The organism is Streptomyces sp. NPDC043908 (assembly GCF_056435525.1).
In genome coordinates this window covers 220,854-236,502 of sequence record NZ_JBWKEI010000011.1, presented here as the reverse complement: position 1 = coordinate 236,502, position 15,649 = coordinate 220,854, and the positions used below count along the sequence as shown (strand labels likewise).

General features: G+C 72.7%; 20 protein-coding genes. 9 read left to right on the top strand and 11 right to left on the bottom strand.

What is annotated here, in order from left to right; genetic code table 11:
* Window positions 1-62: 62 nt before the first annotated feature.
* Complete coding sequence (locus AC069K_RS24635) at window positions 63-803, bottom strand: PIG-L deacetylase family protein (RefSeq protein WP_478619850.1); 741 nt, start codon at window positions 801-803, stop codon at window positions 63-65.
* A 60-nt stretch (window positions 804-863) separates the two neighbouring features.
* Complete coding sequence (locus tag AC069K_RS24630; protein ID WP_478619847.1) at window positions 864-2,183, bottom strand: alpha/beta fold hydrolase; 1,320 nt, start codon at window positions 2,181-2,183, stop codon at window positions 864-866.
* Window positions 2,184-2,344: 161 nt separating this feature from the next.
* On the opposite strand from AC069K_RS24630, the gene AC069K_RS24625 reads away from it, so the two are divergent.
* The 3 genes from AC069K_RS24625 (at window position 2,345) to AC069K_RS24615 (ending at window position 4,302) form a co-directional block, all read left to right on the top strand.
* Entirely contained in the window at window positions 2,345-3,508 is a 1,164-nt protein-coding gene (locus tag AC069K_RS24625; protein WP_365101745.1) for an ABC transporter ATP-binding protein, read from the top strand.
* 196 nt (window positions 3,509-3,704) lie between these two features.
* Window positions 3,705-4,061, top strand: a complete 357-nt coding sequence (locus tag AC069K_RS24620) for a PRC-barrel domain-containing protein (RefSeq protein ID WP_365101748.1) — start codon at window positions 3,705-3,707, stop codon at window positions 4,059-4,061.
* Between the two features lie 70 nt (window positions 4,062-4,131).
* Entirely contained in the window at window positions 4,132-4,302 is a 171-nt protein-coding gene (locus tag AC069K_RS24615) for a hypothetical protein (protein WP_365101751.1), read from the top strand.
* Between the two features lie 34 nt (window positions 4,303-4,336).
* Here the strand turns inward: AC069K_RS24615 and AC069K_RS24610 are convergent, their stop codons facing one another.
* Together AC069K_RS24610 and AC069K_RS24605 are read right to left on the bottom strand one after the other, a co-directional pair.
* Window positions 4,337-4,624 carry a hypothetical protein gene (locus tag AC069K_RS24610; RefSeq protein ID WP_358831262.1) on the bottom strand — a complete coding sequence of 96 codons (288 nt, stop codon included), beginning with the start codon at window positions 4,622-4,624 and terminating at the stop codon, window positions 4,337-4,339.
* 125 nt (window positions 4,625-4,749) lie between these two features.
* A complete protein-coding gene (locus AC069K_RS24605) occupies window positions 4,750-5,457 on the bottom strand; it encodes an RraA family protein (protein ID WP_358831263.1) in 708 nt (235 codons plus the stop codon).
* A gap of 222 nt (window positions 5,458-5,679) precedes the next feature.
* Between AC069K_RS24605 and AC069K_RS24600 the strand changes: the two genes are divergently transcribed.
* Window positions 5,680-6,390, top strand: coding sequence for a GNAT family N-acetyltransferase (locus AC069K_RS24600; RefSeq protein ID WP_358831264.1), 711 nt, complete (start codon window positions 5,680-5,682; stop codon window positions 6,388-6,390).
* Here the strand turns inward: AC069K_RS24600 and AC069K_RS24595 are convergent.
* From AC069K_RS24595 to AC069K_RS24585, 3 genes are read right to left on the bottom strand one after another with little or no spacing between them, the layout of a single operon-like run.
* Window positions 6,357-7,328: an ABC transporter substrate-binding protein gene (locus tag AC069K_RS24595; protein ID WP_478619838.1), complete on the bottom strand. Its 972-nt coding sequence runs from the start codon at window positions 7,326-7,328 to the stop codon at window positions 6,357-6,359. The genes AC069K_RS24600 and AC069K_RS24595 overlap by 34 nt on opposite strands.
* Window positions 7,325-7,999 (bottom strand): ABC transporter permease, encoded by a 675-nt coding sequence (locus tag AC069K_RS24590; protein ID WP_365101758.1) that lies wholly within the window; start codon window positions 7,997-7,999, stop codon window positions 7,325-7,327. Before AC069K_RS24590 ends, AC069K_RS24595 begins: the two co-directional genes overlap by 4 nt.
* Entirely contained in the window at window positions 7,996-8,676 is a 681-nt protein-coding gene (locus tag AC069K_RS24585) for an ABC transporter permease (RefSeq protein ID WP_478619834.1), read from the bottom strand. The genes AC069K_RS24590 and AC069K_RS24585 overlap by 4 nt, the downstream gene beginning before the upstream one ends.
* Before the next feature lie 272 nt (window positions 8,677-8,948).
* Between AC069K_RS24585 and AC069K_RS24580 the strand changes: the two genes are divergently transcribed.
* Both AC069K_RS24580 and AC069K_RS24575 read left to right on the top strand, forming a co-directional pair.
* Window positions 8,949-9,602 (top strand): dihydrofolate reductase family protein, encoded by a 654-nt coding sequence (locus AC069K_RS24580; protein WP_478619831.1) that lies wholly within the window; start codon window positions 8,949-8,951, stop codon window positions 9,600-9,602.
* Window positions 9,603-9,745: 143 nt separating this feature from the next.
* Entirely contained in the window at window positions 9,746-10,843 is a 1,098-nt protein-coding gene (locus AC069K_RS24575) for a hypothetical protein (RefSeq protein ID WP_478619828.1), read from the top strand.
* Between the two features lie 77 nt (window positions 10,844-10,920).
* On the opposite strand, the gene AC069K_RS24570 is transcribed toward AC069K_RS24575, so the two are convergent.
* The 3 genes from AC069K_RS24570 to wrbA form a co-directional block, all read right to left on the bottom strand.
* Entirely contained in the window at window positions 10,921-11,340 is a 420-nt protein-coding gene (locus tag AC069K_RS24570; RefSeq protein ID WP_365101769.1) for a VOC family protein, read from the bottom strand.
* A 28-nt stretch (window positions 11,341-11,368) separates the two neighbouring features.
* On the bottom strand, window positions 11,369-11,590 hold the full coding sequence (locus tag AC069K_RS24565) for a hypothetical protein (RefSeq protein ID WP_358831271.1): 222 nt from the start codon (window positions 11,588-11,590) through the stop codon (window positions 11,369-11,371).
* A 194-nt stretch (window positions 11,591-11,784) separates the two neighbouring features.
* A complete protein-coding gene (gene wrbA, locus AC069K_RS24560; protein ID WP_358831272.1) occupies window positions 11,785-12,387 on the bottom strand; it encodes an NAD(P)H:quinone oxidoreductase in 603 nt (200 codons plus the stop codon).
* Window positions 12,388-12,562: 175 nt separating this feature from the next.
* Between wrbA and AC069K_RS24555 the strand changes: the two genes are divergently transcribed.
* Both AC069K_RS24555 and AC069K_RS24550 read left to right on the top strand, forming a co-directional pair.
* On the top strand, window positions 12,563-13,189 hold the full coding sequence (locus tag AC069K_RS24555; RefSeq protein ID WP_358831273.1) for a TetR/AcrR family transcriptional regulator: 627 nt from the start codon (window positions 12,563-12,565) through the stop codon (window positions 13,187-13,189).
* A gap of 247 nt (window positions 13,190-13,436) precedes the next feature.
* Entirely contained in the window at window positions 13,437-13,814 is a 378-nt protein-coding gene (locus AC069K_RS24550; RefSeq protein WP_478619823.1) for an STAS domain-containing protein, read from the top strand.
* Between the two features lie 80 nt (window positions 13,815-13,894).
* Here the strand turns inward: AC069K_RS24550 and AC069K_RS24545 are convergent, their stop codons facing one another.
* Window positions 13,895-14,290, bottom strand: coding sequence for a nuclear transport factor 2 family protein (locus AC069K_RS24545; protein ID WP_365101777.1), 396 nt, complete (start codon window positions 14,288-14,290; stop codon window positions 13,895-13,897).
* Window positions 14,291-14,388: 98 nt separating this feature from the next.
* Between AC069K_RS24545 and AC069K_RS24540 the strand changes: the two genes are divergently transcribed.
* Window positions 14,389-14,964: a TetR/AcrR family transcriptional regulator gene (locus tag AC069K_RS24540; protein ID WP_365101780.1), complete on the top strand. Its 576-nt coding sequence runs from the start codon at window positions 14,389-14,391 to the stop codon at window positions 14,962-14,964.
* Window positions 14,965-15,649 lie beyond the last annotated feature (685 nt).

The following is a 15,649-nucleotide window of genomic DNA, read 5'->3' as shown; positions in this document are numbered from 1 at the left end:
TCGTCAGGATAGGGGGAGGCGGGCACGGGCGGGAAGGTCCCGCCCGGCCCCGCTCCCTTCCCCTACCGGGGGAACAGCTCGAAGGGCACCGCCGGGCGGCCGCCGAAGCGGGCGGCGGCACGCTCGGCGTTGGCGGTCAGGAAGGTACGGCAGTAGGTCTCGGGTTCCTCGGCGGTGAGGCCCTCGATGTAACTGCGGTGCTCCATCAAGGAGTCCACCGACCGCTCCAGCCCGGCGGTGGCGTCGACCGCGTGGGTCGGGGAGTCGGATCCGGCCACCGCCACCCACCGCACGCCGTTCCACGGCTCCAGGCCCTGCTCGGTGAGCTCGGGGAAGATCCAGCGGTTGCCGGCGTCCCCGGCCGCGTCGAGCGTGGCCCGGCCGACGGCCCGGTGGTCGGGCGTGTTCCAGACGACCCCGCCCCAGGTGTCCCGGTGGTTGAGCGTGATGACCAGCTCGGGGCGGTGACGCCGGATGGCGGCCGCGATGTCCCGGCGCAGGCCGAGCCCGTACTCGATCACCCCGTCCCGGTGGCCGAGGAACTCCACCGCCGAGACGCCGACGACGGCCGCGCTCGCGCGCTGCTCCCGCTCGCGCAGCGGCCCGCACGTGGCGGGGTCGATGCCGTCGATGCCCGCCTCGCCACGGGTGGCGAGCACGTAGGTGATCTCACGGCCCGCGTCCGTCCATCCGGCGATCGCCGCGGCGCACCCGTACTCCAGGTCGTCCGGGTGGGCGACGACCGCAAGTGCGCGCTGCCAGTCGTCCGGCATCTCTTCCAACTGCTGCAACTCCGTTGTCATAGCCGCAGCTTACGAGCCCGAGGTGGCGTCGCCGCGCCACGTCCCAGCGTCGCGTGACGGCTACGCCTCACCGCGCACGAGGGCGAGCAGCCGGTCCAGGACGCGCTCGCCGCCCGCCCGTACACCGTCGTGTTCGTACTCGTCGGTGACCCAGGTGCGCAGCCCCCGCACCGCGCGCGCGGTGGCGAGCGAGTGCGCGGTGTCGACGTACATGTCGTCGTGGTAGACGGCGGCGGCCACCGGCACCTCGTTGGCGGCGAGCGCGGCCGTGTCGTACAGCGGCGTCCAGTCCGTGCGGGCGGCCAGCAGCTCGGCCGTCTCGCGCAGGGGGCGCAGCGCGGGGTCGGTCTCGAAGTGCCAGGGGTGCACGGATTCACCGGTGAACAGGACGGGGCCGTCCGAGGCGAGCGCCTTCTCGGCGGAGAAGCAGGGGAACTCGGCGCGGACCCGCTCGGCCGACCAGGCGGTGGGGCGGGGGTCCTGGGCGTAGATCGCCTCGTGGAGGACGGCGTACAGGGGGTGGGCGGCGAAGGAGAGGGCCGCCCGCACGCCTTCCTGGAAGGCGTCGGAGAGCGCGGGCCCGGAGGCGGTGCGCACGAAGGCGTCTTCGAGGAGGTAGTGCAGCTGGTGGGCGCCGTCGCCGCCGCCGAGGAGGATGCCGAGGGACTGGAAGGCCGCCGGGGTCAGCACGTATCCGCCGGGCAGGACGGCGGGTTCGCCGATCAGGTGCTCGGCGATCCGGCGCACCCGCTCGACGTCCTGCGGATAGCGGGCGTAGTACGCGGCGTTCTTGCGCTCGATGCGCGGGTGGGCCGCCCGGTACACGTCGTCGGCGTGGGCGTCCAGGGAGGGCAGTCCGCCGGTGATCAGGACGGCGGCCAGGCCCTCGGGCGCGCTGGAGAGGTAGTGGGTGGCGCAGAACCCGCCGAAGCTCTGGCCGAGGACGGTCCAGGGCGCGCCGCCCGTGAGCCGGCGGCGGATCAACTCGCAGTCCCTGACGATGGAGTCGGCGCGGAAGTGGGTGAGGTGGTCCGCCTGTTCACGGGGGCCGCCGCGCAGCGGGAGGGTCTGGCGGTTGGCGGGAGTGGACAGGCCCGTGCCCCGCTGGTCGAGCAGGAGCACCCGGAAGTCGCGCAGCGCGCGCCCGAGCCAGGCCTGCCGCCCGATGAACCGCCGGGCGCCGAAGCCGGGGCCGCCCTCCAGATAGACCAGCCAGGGCAGCCGCTCCCGCTCGGCGGCGCGGCCGGCGGCGACGACCTCGCGCGCGTAGATCTCGATCTGCTCGCCGTCGGGGCGGGCGTGGTCGAGCGGTACGGCGAAGCGGTGGTCGAGGAGGACGGTTCCGGGCTGGCGGTAGGCGGGCGCGGCGACGGTGGTCAAGGGGATGGGCTCCTGGTCTCGGCGTGGATCCGGGCCGGCCCAGTGGATCACACCGGCCGGCCGGCGCACCGCCCGCCCGGCGGCATCCGGCCGTCCGCCCCGCGCACTCCCCCGGCGGCCGTCCGTGTGCGTAGGGGCGGTGGGGCTCCTAGCGTGGGTCCATGATCAGGTTCGAGCGGGTCAGCAAGGTGTATCCGGACGGCACGACCGCCGTCGACGGCCTGTCCTTCGAGGTGGCCGAGGGGGAACTGGTCACCCTGGTCGGCCCCTCGGGCTGCGGCAAGACCACCACCATGATGATGGTGAACCGCCTGATCGAGCCGACGTCCGGCCGCGTCCTGGTGGACGGCGAGGACATCGCCTCGCTCGACCCCGTGAAGCTGCGCCGCCGCATCGGCTACGTCATCCAGCAGGTGGGCCTGTTCCCGCACCGCACGGTCCTGGACAACACGGCGACCGTACCGGCGCTGGTCGGCTGGAAGCGGGCGAAGGCGCGGGCGCGGGCGGCCGAGCTCCTCGACCTGGTGGGCCTCGACCCCGGGACGTTCGGCTCCCGCTACCCGGCCCAGCTCTCGGGCGGCCAGCGCCAGCGCGTCGGCGTGGCCCGGGCGCTGGCGGCGGACCCGCCCGTGCTGCTCATGGACGAGCCGTTCGGGGCGGTCGACCCGGTGGTGCGCGAGCGCCTCCAGAACGAGTTCCTGAGCCTCCAGGCGACCGTGCGCAAGACCGTCCTGCTGGTCACGCACGACATCGAGGAGGCGGTGCGGATGGGCGACCGGATGGCGGTGTACGGAGAGGGCCGCATCGAACAGTTCGACACCCCGGCGGCGGTCCTGGGCGCGCCGGCCACCCCGTACGTGGCGCAGTTCGTGGGCGCCGACCGGGGCCTGAAACGGCTGTCGGTCACCACCGTCGAGGAGGCCGACCTGGAGCAGCCCCCGCTCGCCCGCCTCGACGAGCCCGCCGCCGTGGCCGCCGCACGGCTGCGCGGGACCGGGGCGCGCTGGGCGGTCGTCCTCAACGCCTCCGGTGAGCTCCACGGCTGGGCGTCCACGGAGGAGCTCGCGCTGGCCGGCACCCCGGCCACGGTGGCGGACCTGGCCCGCCGCATGGAGGCCTGGGTGCCGCTGGGCGCCCCGCTGAAGCAGGCGTTCAGCGAGATGCTCCAGTACGACGCGGGCTGGGTCGCCGTCCTGGACGGTGCCCGCTTCGCGGGCGTCCTGACCCCCGCGAAGCTGCATGAAGCGCTGCGCAGGTCGGTGGACGCGGATGCGCAGGGGGTGGCACGGGAGGAGGTGGAGTTCGACTCCGTGGCGGATGCGTAGGGGCCGCTCGACCTGGCCCGCGTGCCGCTCCGGCAGCCCTCCGGGCCGATGGACCGGCGCGAGCCGTGGCACGTCCCGCCGGCCGGTGCGTGCGGTGGGCATGGCGGTCGCGCGCGATCGGGGGCAGGCTGGAAGGGCGGAGGCCCTCCGGGGGCCTCGAACGGCCCCGAACGGCCCCGACCGAAGGAAACCCGCCATGATCACCGCTGCCGATGTCCGCGAGTGGCGCAACGAGGCCGTGGTGGATCCCAAGGGGCACAGGATCGGGGTGCTCGAAGCGGTGTACGTGGACACCGGCACCGACGAACCGGCCGTGGCCACCGTTCTGACCGGCCTGCCCACCCGTCGCCGCCTGGTCTTCGTCCCCGTCGGGGAGGCCGTCCTCGGCCCGCACTACGTCCAGGTCCCGTATCCCCGGTCCCAGGTCCGGCAGGCCCCGTCCATCGGGACGGACGACGTGCTGCCCGCCGAAGAGGAGGAGGCGATCTTCCAGTACTACGACCTGGAGTACCACCCGGGCGCGTCCGGCGAGCGCCGACTGGCCCGCCGGTAGCCGCGCCGGCCCCACCGTCCCGTACCAAGGGGTCCAAGGGCGGGCTCCCCGACGAAGGAGATGGCCGCTCATGGCGCTGTTCCTGTTCCTCATCCTCGTGGCCGTCGTCCTCGGACTGATCGGCGCGGTCGCGCACGGCCTGGGCTATCTGCTGGCGATCGGCGTCGTCGTCCTGGTGGCCGACGTGGCCTTCTTCGCCGTGCGCTGGTCGCGTCGTCGCGGACGACGGCCGGTGAGGTGAGGGCGGACGGGCGGCCGGTGACCGCCGCAGGGGGTTACGACCGGTTGACCCGACCCGCGACCGCGTGGCCGACCAGCAGATACACCACTGCGGGCAGCCCGTAGTTGAGGATCGTGCGCCAGTCGTCCGACTCGACGTTGAACATGTCACGCGACCAGCCCGAGAGCCAGTTCGCCGCGTGGTGGACCCAGGACACCAGGTCATTCGCGGTGTTGGCGTCCAAGAGGTGGAAGACGATCCACAGGATCAGGATCACCGCGGTGATGTCCGCGATGATGAGGATGATCGTCGCTGCTGGGTTCCCGCCATAGCGTCTGGACATGTCGAACGGGTTGCCGGACGGGCCGAGTTGAAACCGGTCATGTGTCCGGCTGCTGTCGCGAGGGTCACCGTGGACGGAGATGTACGGCGCGCCCGGTGAGGCGCGCCCTCCGCCGGCAGCCCGTCCTATTCCTCGATCGCCCCGCCGACGGCGCGCAGGTGTTCGCGGAACGTGAGCGCCGGGTTGCCCTCGCGGTCGGCGAGATAGCGGGTGAACCGCACCTGCTCACGCAGGGAGTCACCCGCGCGGATGCGCTCCGCCTGAAGGCGCTCGGTGTCGCGGATCGTCTCCGCCACGGTGAGCAGTTCGGCCGCCCGGTCGGCGGGCACGAACAGCACGCCGTCGTCGTCCCCGAACACCACGTCCTCGCGGCCGACGGTCCACTCCCCCACGGTGGCCGCCTCCAGCGCGTCCTTGGGGCGGCCGTCCAGCCGCTGCGGACCGGTCGGGGTCGCGCCCATGCTGAACACCGGCAGCCCGATCGCCAGGATGTCGGCCGTGTCGCGGTGCAGACCCCAGATCACCACGCCGGACAGCCCGGCGTTCTCGGCCTCCAGGACGGCCAGGTCCCCCACGCACGCCTCGTCGAGGCGCCCGCCGTTGTCGACCACCAGGACGTCACCGGGCGCGGCCCGCTCGTACGCCTCCAGGAAGATGTCGACACTGCCGACGTGCCGCGCCGGCGCCACCCGTCCGGCCACGCGTCCACCGTCCACCACGGGACGCAGGACGGGCGGCGCGCACCGCACCGGCACGCGTGCGCGCAGGCACGCGTCCGCCACGTGCGCGGTGGTCAGTGTCGCGAACCGGCTGATGAGCTCGTCGTGATCCATGCCTTCGTGTCCCTCTCGCCCGTCGCTGCCCGTACTTCCACGTGGCCCCATTGTGGGGTCCGGCACCGGCACGGACCCCTCACTTTCCGTACGCTCCCGTCCAGTCCCGTACGCTCCCCCGCCGCTTCGGGACGGACGTGAACGTGTGGACGTGAAAAACCGGGGCGGACCGTCCCGCGGGAGCGGCCCCCTCCGGCGCCGATCCACTGCCATGATGGGCCCATGCCCCAGCTGGTCCCTGCCGTTGTCCCGGCAGGCCGCCTCGGACGGTCCGACCAACCGGCCCTGGCGGTATCCGCCGGTCTGTTCCTGCGGCCCTGGGAACTCGACGACGCGTCGTTCGTTTACCAGGCGTACCAGGATCCGGCGATCCAGCACTGGACGCGGCGCCGGGCGGACTGCGAGATCGAGACCCGGGGGTGGATCGCGCGCTGGCGGCAGGGCTGGCGGGCCGAGACGGACGCGCACTGGGCGGTGGCGCGTGCCTCGGACGGTGCCCTGGTCGGCTGGGTCGCGCTGTGCTGCCTGGACCTAGCGGTGGGCCGCTCCGAGTGCCGGTACTGGATCCTGCCCTCGGTCCGCGGCCAGGGCGCGGCGCCCGCGGCGGTCTCCGCGCTGGCCTCGTGGGCGCTGGACACGGTGGGCCTGCACCGGATCGAGATCGCCCACCCGATGGCCAACCACGCCGCCTGCCGGGTCGCCCTGAAGTCGGGTTTCCCGACGGAGAGCACCCGCCGCAGCGCCCAGTTGCACGCGGACGGCTGGCACGACGTGCACGTCCATGTGTGCGTCCAGGAGAGCGCCGACGATCCGGAGGACCCGCTGCCGGCGGAGCGCGCGGCCGGGCACGTCCAGCGGCGGTTGCACCGGCGCGGCAAGGACCGGCTGCGGGACCGCATTCAGGGCCGCAGAAGGCCCTTCGACACCAAGTAGTCCCTGGCCACGTCCGTCGCCAGCCGCCGCCAGCTGTCCACCCGCTCGTTGAGACGCGCCAGGTCGGCCGTGGTCAGCACGGTGTTGAGCGCGCCCAGCGCGCGCGTCACCCCCTCGCTCCCGGCCCGCGAGCGGTTGACGACGGGCACGATGTAGTCGGCGTTCTGGAGGTGCCGGTCGTCGGCGAGCAGGACGAGCCCGAAGGCGTCCAGGGTGGCGTCCGTCGTCGTGGTGAGGACCATCTGGTCCTGCCCGTTCTGCACGGCCTGCTTGGACTGGGTGGTGCCTACGCCCTTGGGGTCGACGGCGGTGATGTCGATGCCGTACGTCTTCTTCAACCCCGGTTCGCAGTACGGCCGTTGGACGCACTCGTCGCCCGCCGCGAGCCGTACGGGAAGCTTCGCCGCGCCCAGGTCGCTGAGCGTCTTCAGCCGGTGGCGGCGGGCGTACGCGGCGGTCACGGCGAAGGCGTTCTGGTCGACGGCCCGTCCGGGGTCGAGGACGGTGAGACCGCGCGGAGCGGCGAGGTCGCGCAGGGCTTTCATGGTGGTGGCCAGGTCGGGCGAGCCGACCGGGGGTGCGTCCGGACCGTGCGCCCTGGCGTTGAGCCAGTCGGCGAAGGTCGCCGCGTACTCCGGCACGACGTCGATCTGCCCGGCCTCCAGGGCGGGCTCGTACAGCTCGCGGTTGGTGACGGAGAGGATCTTGGTGCGGTAGCCGGCGCGGTCGAGCAGCAGGGCGTACATCTGGGCGAGCAGATCGCTCTCGGTGAACCCGGCGGTCCCGATGGTGAGGTGTCTGCTGTCGCCGGGGGGTGCGGTGACGGCGCCCCGGTTCTCCAGGGCGGGGCCGGTGGTGCAGGCGGTGAGGGAGGTCGCGGCGAGCAGTCCGGCGGCCAGGGCGAGCCGGGCTTTGGCCCGAGACCGACGGGCCCTCATGCGGACCCGCCCCTCGCCCACACCGGCCCCAGCCGCTGGACGACCTCGAAGACCGCCTCCACCAGCAGCGCGAAGACGGCGACGAGGACGGCCCCGGCGACGACCTGCGGGGTGGAGGCGAGGTTGAACCCGGCGGTGATGATCCGTCCCAGTCCGCCGCCGCCCGCCAGCGCGGCGAGGGTGGCGGTGGCGACGAGCTGCACGGCGGCGATCCGGACGCCGGTGAGGACGAGCGGCAGCGCCAGGGGCAGTTCGACCCGCCGGAGCATCTGGCCGCCGGTCATCCCCATGCCGCGCGCGGCCCGGACGACATCGCGGTCGACCTCGCGCATCCCGACGTACGCGTTGGTCAGCAGCGGCGGCACGGCGAAGAGGACGAGGGCGACGATGGTGGGCGCTTCGCCGTGCCGGCCGAGCGGGGTCAGGAGCAGCAGGACGAGCACGGCGAAGGTGGGCACGGCCCGGCCGATGTTGGAGAGGTTGACGGCCAGGGCGCCGCCCTTGCCGAGGTGGCCCAGGACGAGGGCGACGGGCAGCGCGACGAGGCAGCTGAGGACGAGGCAGAGCGCGGTGAGCCAGAGGTGTTCGCCGAGTCGGTGCCAGATGCCGTTCTCGCCGTGCCAGTGGGCGGAGCTGGTGAGCCAGGACCAGGCGTCGGAGAGCGTGCTCATGCGCGTACCGCCCGGGTCCAGGGGGTGAGCAGCCGCTGGGCGAGGAGGAGGACGAGGTCGGCGGCGACGGCGATGACGACGCAGAGGACGGAGGCGGTCAGGACCTGCGCCTTGAAGTAGGTGTTCATCCCGGAGTAGATGAGGTTGCCGAGCCCGCCGTAGCCGACGATGGCGCCGACGGTGACCAGGGAGACGGCGGAGACGGTCGCGATCCGCAGCCCCGCCATCGCGGCGGGCAGCGCGAGCGGCAGCTCCACGGAGAGGAGCAGGCGTACGGGCCCGTACCCCATCCCGCGCGCGGCCTGCCGGGTGTCCTCGGGCACGGCCCGCAGGCCCGCGAGGATGTTCCGTACGAGAAGGGTCAGCGAGTACAGCACGAGTCCGGCGACGACGAGGGTGGCGGAGAGTCCGTACACCGGCAGGAGCAGCGAGAACATCGCGAGGGAGGGGATGGTGTAGAGGACGGTGGTGAGCCCGAGTACGGGTCCGGCGGCCCACCGCCAGCGCCGTGCGGCGATGGCCAGCGGGAGGGCGATGGCCAGCCCGACGGCGACGGAGACGGCGGTCAGCTGGAGGTGCTGGACGACGGCGTCCCAGAGGATCGAGCGGCGGGAGGAGAGGTAGTCGCCGCAGATCCAGTCGTTGCGGGCGAGGCAGTCGTCGGGGGGCGCGGTCACTGCTCCACCTCCCGGGCGCGGTCGCTCCTGCGTCCATTGGAGCGTGGCGGGCGGGCGGGCGCGCGCGGGCGTGGGCCGAGAGGGTGGGGGCGCGGCCGGGCGCCAGGACCGGGAAAGGGCCGGCTGGGGCGGGGCCGGTGTCCCGGCTGGGGCGGTCCGGGTACCTCCGCCGGGGCGGCCGGTGCCTCGGTCGGGGCGCCGGCGTGCCAGGACCGATGAGTTCGGCGGGGCCGACCAGTCACATGGGTATCGCCAACAGCAGGAGGTATCACGTGGTTCAGCTACTGCGGGTCCAGAACTTCAACGTCTCCAGCGACGGGATCGGCGCGGGCGCGGCCGGGGACCAGAGCCTGGAGAACCCGTTCGGCCTGCCCCGCGCGGGTGACCTGTTCGCCTGGGCGGGGGCGACGGCGAGCTGGCCGAGGCGTACCGATCCCGGCGGCAGCCGGGGCCTGGACGACTACTTCACGCGGGACTTCGCGCACAACATCGGTGCGGAGATCATGGGCCGGAACAAGTTCGGTCCGCAGCGCGGTCCGTGGGAGGACGAGGACTGGCGCGGCTGGTGGGGCGACGAGCCGCCGTTCCACACGCCGGTGTTCGTGATGACGCACCACGAACGGCCGTCGTTCACGTTGTCCGACACGACCTTCCACTTCGTGGACGGGGACCCGGCGACGGTGCTCGCGCGGGCGCGGGAGGCCGCGCGGGGGAAGGACGTCCGCCTCGGCGGCGGGGTCACGACGGTCCGGCAGTTCCTCGATGCGGACCTCGTGGACACGATGCACGTGGCGGTGTCGCCGCGGCTGCGGATGGGTTCGGGTCTCCGGCTGTGGGAGTCCCCGGACGAGCTGCGGGACCGCTTCCACCTCGAAGTGGTGCCGAGCCCGAGCGGAGTGGTGCACCACCTGTTCTGGCGGAAGTGAGGCGGCGAGCCGGCGCCCTGTGAACGCTTTCCGGCCGTACCGCTGTGCCTGCGCCTACCGAAGCACCGCGCCAGGGCTCCCCGTGCAATCATGGGCGGGTTTGCCGGGGAGGGCCCGGCGGCGGTGGATGTGGGGATGTTCGCGTGGGTGTGGTGGGGGATCAGGGTGACGGCTCGGCCGTGCCCGACGAGGAGTGGGAGCGGTTTCAGCGCGAGTTGACGCAGGGGGTGTCCGACGCGCCCAAGGAGCCGTCCGCGCGGGCCCGCATGGTGGCCCGGCGGTTGCCCAAGCAGCCCACGGCGCAGGAGGTGTGGCGCGGCTACGCGCCCGACCGGCGGCGTCGGGGCAGGCAGGGGTGGTACTTCGTCGGCTTCCTCGCCTCGCTCGCCCTGCTGGGCGTGGCGCTGTTTCCGGGGCGGGTGGTGGACTTTTTCGCCGGTGACGAGCCGGCGGACACACCGCTCGCCGCGGAGACGAGTCGCCCCACCCAGGCACCGCCCACTCGGGCAGCGGATCGGCCCACGTTGGACGAACCGTTCCGGGGGTCGCCCGCCGCCCGCTGGGCCGACGGCGCGGCGGGGATCTCGGTTCCCGCGGCCAGGGCGACCGGGTGGATGAGTACGGAGCAGGTGGCGCAGGCGCTGGACCGGACGCGGGCCTTCCTCGTGGCTTCCAGCCTCGATCCGGCGGTGCTGCGGGGCGACCACCCCGCCAAGGCGATAGCCCTGATCAACCCGCGGCAGCGGGACGTCCAGGACTTCTTGTCGACCGCGTTCCGCGAGCCCAGCCAGACCAATGACCCGTTGCTGCTGTTCAGCAGGTTCGACAAGACGCGTACCCGTCTCGTCGGGGACGTGGTGAAGACGCGGGGCCGGATCACCTTCCAGCAGGGGGACCACGGCGCGCTGCGGGTGACCTCCGACGTCACGTACGTGTACCCCGTCGTGAGCGCGGCCGCCGGCAGCCGCGACGTCGAGCGTACGATCGTGCGGCGCGAAGTGGTGATGGACTGGGACGACCCCTCGAAGGTGATCACCGAGCGGGGGACGTTCTCCCTGGTCTCCTACAACCTCGACGTCACCAATGGCGGCTGCGGCGCCAAGAACGGCTACCTCAACCCGCCGTTCGGCCCGAGGAACGACACCGGGACGGGCGACGGCCCCGCGATCGATCCCTACGACCGCAGCACGGCCATGACGCAGCGGTCGGACAAGGGGTGCGGGGTCGCGACACGGACGTGAGCGAGCCCCGCGGGGTGCTCAGGCAGCGGCGGCCGCCCAGGGAGCCCGCTCACCCGGCGGGGTCCCCTGGTGCCGCGTCACTGGCTCAGCAGGGAGAAGGTGTGCCCCGCCGGGTCGGAGTAGAGGCGCCTGTCGTACGGGCCGCCGTTGTCCTTGGTGTCCAGCGGGCGCCCGCCGAGCGCGATCACCTGCCGCTCCACCGCGTCCATCTCCGCCCGCTCCACCAGGAGTTCCAGGTGGGCCTGCTGGGAGTCGTCGGGGCGGGGCCAGCTGTTGGGGGCCGCGCCGTGGTCGCGGCGGAAGGCCATCCTCGTACCGCCGCGGCCGGTGATCTCGATGCGCTCCCGGCCGCGTTCCTCCTCCGCCGGGGGTTCGCCGCCCAGCAGCCGGGCGTAGAACTCGGCCAGGGCTTCCGGCTCGGCGCAGTCGAGGGCCAGCACAGCCGCCTGCACCAGGCCCGTCGACTCCGTCGTCACGTTCTTCGACAGTTCTTCCATTCCACGCCCTCCGCGCCTTCGGGGATGCTCAGTAGTAGCGGCGGTCCTCTTCGACCACGGCCGCGGCGGGCGGCGGGGCCTGGAGCCGCCGGCGCTTGAAGATGCTCACGTACGCGGCCGTTCCGATGATGCCGACGGCCATCAGGACCAGCCCCGCGACGTGGATGTTCATGCCCTGGACGTGCCAGTCGACCGCGAACGTGAGAATCGCTCCGATCCCTATCAGCAGAATGCATCCGCCGAGACCCATGGCTGTACCTCCGAACTCCGACTGCGCGTACGGTCGGTTGGTACGGGTGCCCCTGCGGGGCCGTACCTAACGTCCGCGGGCCGCACGGCCGTTGCCGGAGGCCGTTCGCGCCGGACGCGTACCCGGTCGCGGCCGGGTACGCGCCGGGGCCCGGCCGCCGCTGCGGCCGGGCCCCGGGACGTGCGCACGAGGGGTCAGCGCGTGCCCGCCTGGAGGCGCGCGGCGATCTTCGCCAGACGCTCGCCCTGGTAGCGAGCCGCCTCCAGCGTCCCCTCGGAGACGGCGCCGGAGCCCGCGTGGACCGTGCCGTACGGGTTGCCGCCGGCGCCGTACACGACCGGGTCGGTGTAGCCGGGCGAGACGATGATCGAGCCCCAGTGGTGGAACGTGTTGTACAGCGCGAGCGTCGTCGACTCGTTGCCGCCGTGCGTGTTGATGGCGCTGGTGAAGCCGGTGGCCGGCTTGTCCACCATGACGCCCCGCTGCCACAGGCCGCCCGTGGTGTCGATGAACTGCTTCAGCTGCGCGGCTATGTTGCCGAAGCGGGTCGGCGAGCCGAGCGCGTACGCGTCCGCCCACTCCAGGTCGTCGAGCGTGGCGACCTCGACGTCCTTGGTGTCCTCGACGTGGGCGCGCCAGGCCGGGTTGGAGTCGATGGCGGCGTCCGGAGCAAGCTCGGGGACCCTGCGCAGCCGGACCTCGGCGCCGGTCTTCTCCGCCCCCTCGGCGATCGCCTTGGCGAGCTGGTGGACGTTCCCGGTGGACGAGTAGTAGATGACCGCGACCTTGGCACTCATGACGAGGCCCCTCCCAAGCTGAGATCGTAAACAGAGCGTGGCGGAGAAGTGGATAGCTATCCGGTTCCCCTCGGCACGAGTAAAGCGGATAGGAATCCACTTTGCAAGGGGTGGCCCCGGCCCCCGCCCGCGCTCCTGCGATCGAAGCGGATAGTTATCCGGTAGCCTCGGGACCATGACCCGCATCGAACTCTCCGTCACGGGCCAGGACCCGCCGGAGCGCGCGGACGCCGCCCGCAACCGGCGGAAGATCCTGGACGCGGCGGCCCGGCTGGTCGCGGAGCAGGGGCCGCGGGCCGTCACCATGAACGCGGTGGCCCACGCCGCCTGTATGGGCGTCGGTACGGTCTACCGCCGGTTCGGCGACGTCAGCCAGCTCCTCTTCGCCCTCATGGACGACAGCGAGCAGCGCTTCCAGCAGGCCTTCCTCTCCGGACCCCCGCCGCTCGGCCCCGGCGCCCCGCCCGACGAGCGGCTGCGCGCCTTCCTGCACGCGCTCGCCGACCGGATCGTGGAGCAGCGCGAGATCATGCAGATGGCGGAGGCCGCCTCGCCGAGCGCGCGCTACACCACCGCGGTGTACGCGACCCTGCACACCCATGTGTCGATGCTCCTGCGCGCGGCGCGGCCCGAGGCGGACATCGCGATGCTGGCCCATCTGCTGCTCGCCCCCTTCGTCCCGAGCCTCTTCGAGCACCTGACGGCGGGCCGGGGGGTGACGCCGGAGCGCATCAAGGCGGGCATCGACGATCTGCTGGGCGTGCGGCGCGGTCCGGACGAGCGCGCCGACGGCCGTTCCTGAGTCCCGGACCGGGCCGGACAGGCCGGACGGGCAACTGCGGACCGGCCAAGAGATCGGTCATATGCCAACGCGTAATGTTCAATGGCCACTTGGGCCGGGCATGCACACACCGGAGGCCCCGGTTCTCGACACGCGCGGCCGGACGTCTCCACCGCTCCACCGCACCCCGCCCCACCGCACCTCCTCCCCCGTACCCTCTCCTCCGTCGGCCTCCGGGCGGGCGGATCGCCTCCACCGAGGTGAGCACATGATCGCCGTCCTACCGGACTTCGCTCCACCGTCACGCGTCTACCGCATGCACGGGCATACCGTCCTGGCCCTCTGCGGTGAGATCGACATCGCCACCGCCGCCGAGGTCGTCCCGCACCTGGAGGCCGTGACCGCGCCGTACGAGCCGAAGGTCGTCATCGACCTGAGCGCGGTCACCTTCTTCGACTGCTCCGGCCTACGGCTGCTCAGCTCGGCCCGCCGACGCGTACGCGCCCGCCACGGCAGCCTCACGGTGGTGTGCGCGCACCCGTTCACCCTGCGGATCCTGGCGCTCTCGGGCCTGGGGCCCGCGCTGCGCCTGGTCCCCACCCTGGAGGAGGCCGTCCGGCCCCCGGCCACGGCGGTCCGCGACTGAGCCGGGCGCGTCACGCGTGAGGCGCCGTCGAGGTACGGGCGCGGGGGCGGCCAGAGGCGCGGGCGCTCGCCGCGCCAGGTTCACGCGGCCTCGGGCTCCGTGGCCAGCGGCACCTCGCCCGCGGTCTTGCTGTAGCCGAGCGCCTCGACGATGCGTCCGTCCACCACGCGCATGACGTTCACGCCGCTCACCCAGTCGTGGGGGCCGTCCCCGTACCGGTAGTCCCACAGGATGGTGGCGCGCTCGCCCGCCACGATCACCTCCCGCGGACGGAACCGCGAGCCGCGGTCCTCGACGAGCGCGGTCCACCACCGCGTACAGGCCTCGCGGCCCACGACCCGCTCCCCGCGCGGGGCGGGCTGGACGCTCTCCATGACGCACTCGTCGGCGATCAAGTCGCCCAGGAGGTGGGCCTCGCGGTGGGTGAAGGCGCGGTTGAAGCGAGCGATGACATCGGCGGTGGTGCGTGTGGACATGGGTCCTCCTCGACAGAAGTAGACCGTTCGGTCTACGCGTCCCGGGTCAATAGATAGACCGGTTGTTCTACTGCGTCAAGAGCTGCCACAATCACGTCATGACCACCTCCACCAAGCCCGGCCCCCGCGAGCGACTGCTGCTCGCCGCCCAGGAGTTGACGTACAGCCAGGGCGTCGGCGTCGGCGTGGACGCCCTGCTGAAGGCGGCGGGAGTCGCCCGGCGCTCGCTCTACGAGCACTTCGGGGGCAAGGACGGGCTGATCGCCGAGATGCTGCGCCGCAGCACCGCCGAGGACGAGGAGCGCTACCGTACGACCATGGCCGCGGCGGGCGAGGACCCGCGCGCCCGGCTCCTCGCGGTGGTCGACCGGCTCGGCCGGACCGCCTCCGAACCCGGTTTCCCCGGCTGCCGCTACCTCGCCGCCGACCTCGCGCTCTGCGACCCGGAGCACCCCGCGCACGAGGTGACCCGGGGCTACCGGCGCACGGTGCACCGCCTGTTCGCCGACGAGTTCGCCGCACTCGGGCACGAGCGGCCGGAGTTCGCCGCCGACCAGCTGCTCCTCGTCGTCGACGGACTGCTCGCCGCCGGTGCCACCCGCCCGGGCAGCCAGGCCGTCGCCGCGTCCCGGGAACTCGCCGAGCACATCATCGGCTCCCCGCCTCGCGGCTGAACCGCGCGCCGAGCGGCGCACCCCTGTGCACGCCGAGAAAAACCCCCGCGTTCACGGTCCTGGCTTCGAGGTGTGCCCAGCGCCGGAGTGCGGCGGCCGTGACTTTTCCGAACCGGTATTCCCCTTTCGGATATCGCCGGTCGCACCACCCCCACGTGAGGAGTAACCGACGCGCGGCCCGCCGTCAAGATGGCGTTCCGTTTTCCTCCGTCATCCCAGCGGAAACAGGCCACAGTTGTGCGGTCGCATCTCCTTTTTCCCTCCGGGAGATATACCGGCATCGCGTCTCCCGGTGGGGCCAACTCCCCCGGAAAACACCGCAGAACCGGCCTCCGCGGGCCGGTCCGGTCGTCACGTGCGCCCCGGGCACCCGATCCCGCACACCGGTAAGTGATCAAGGGCCGACCGGCCCGGGGAAAGGTTGAGCACGAATTACACACATCCCCTCTACATACCGGCTCCCATGGTCTAGATTGTCCGTGCTTCAGCCCCTCGGGCACGAGGCAACCAATAATGATCAATAGGTCCGGCGCAACGGACAGCGGCGGTCAGTCGCGCCCCCGTGCCGGACATGGGGGTGATCAATTCCTGGCACCCCGAGAGGGGGCCCCGGGTGTGGGGAGCACCTGGGGTTTCGACGGGTTCCGGTGAGGGTCGAGAAGCCGGCAGGGCCTACGAGTCCGCT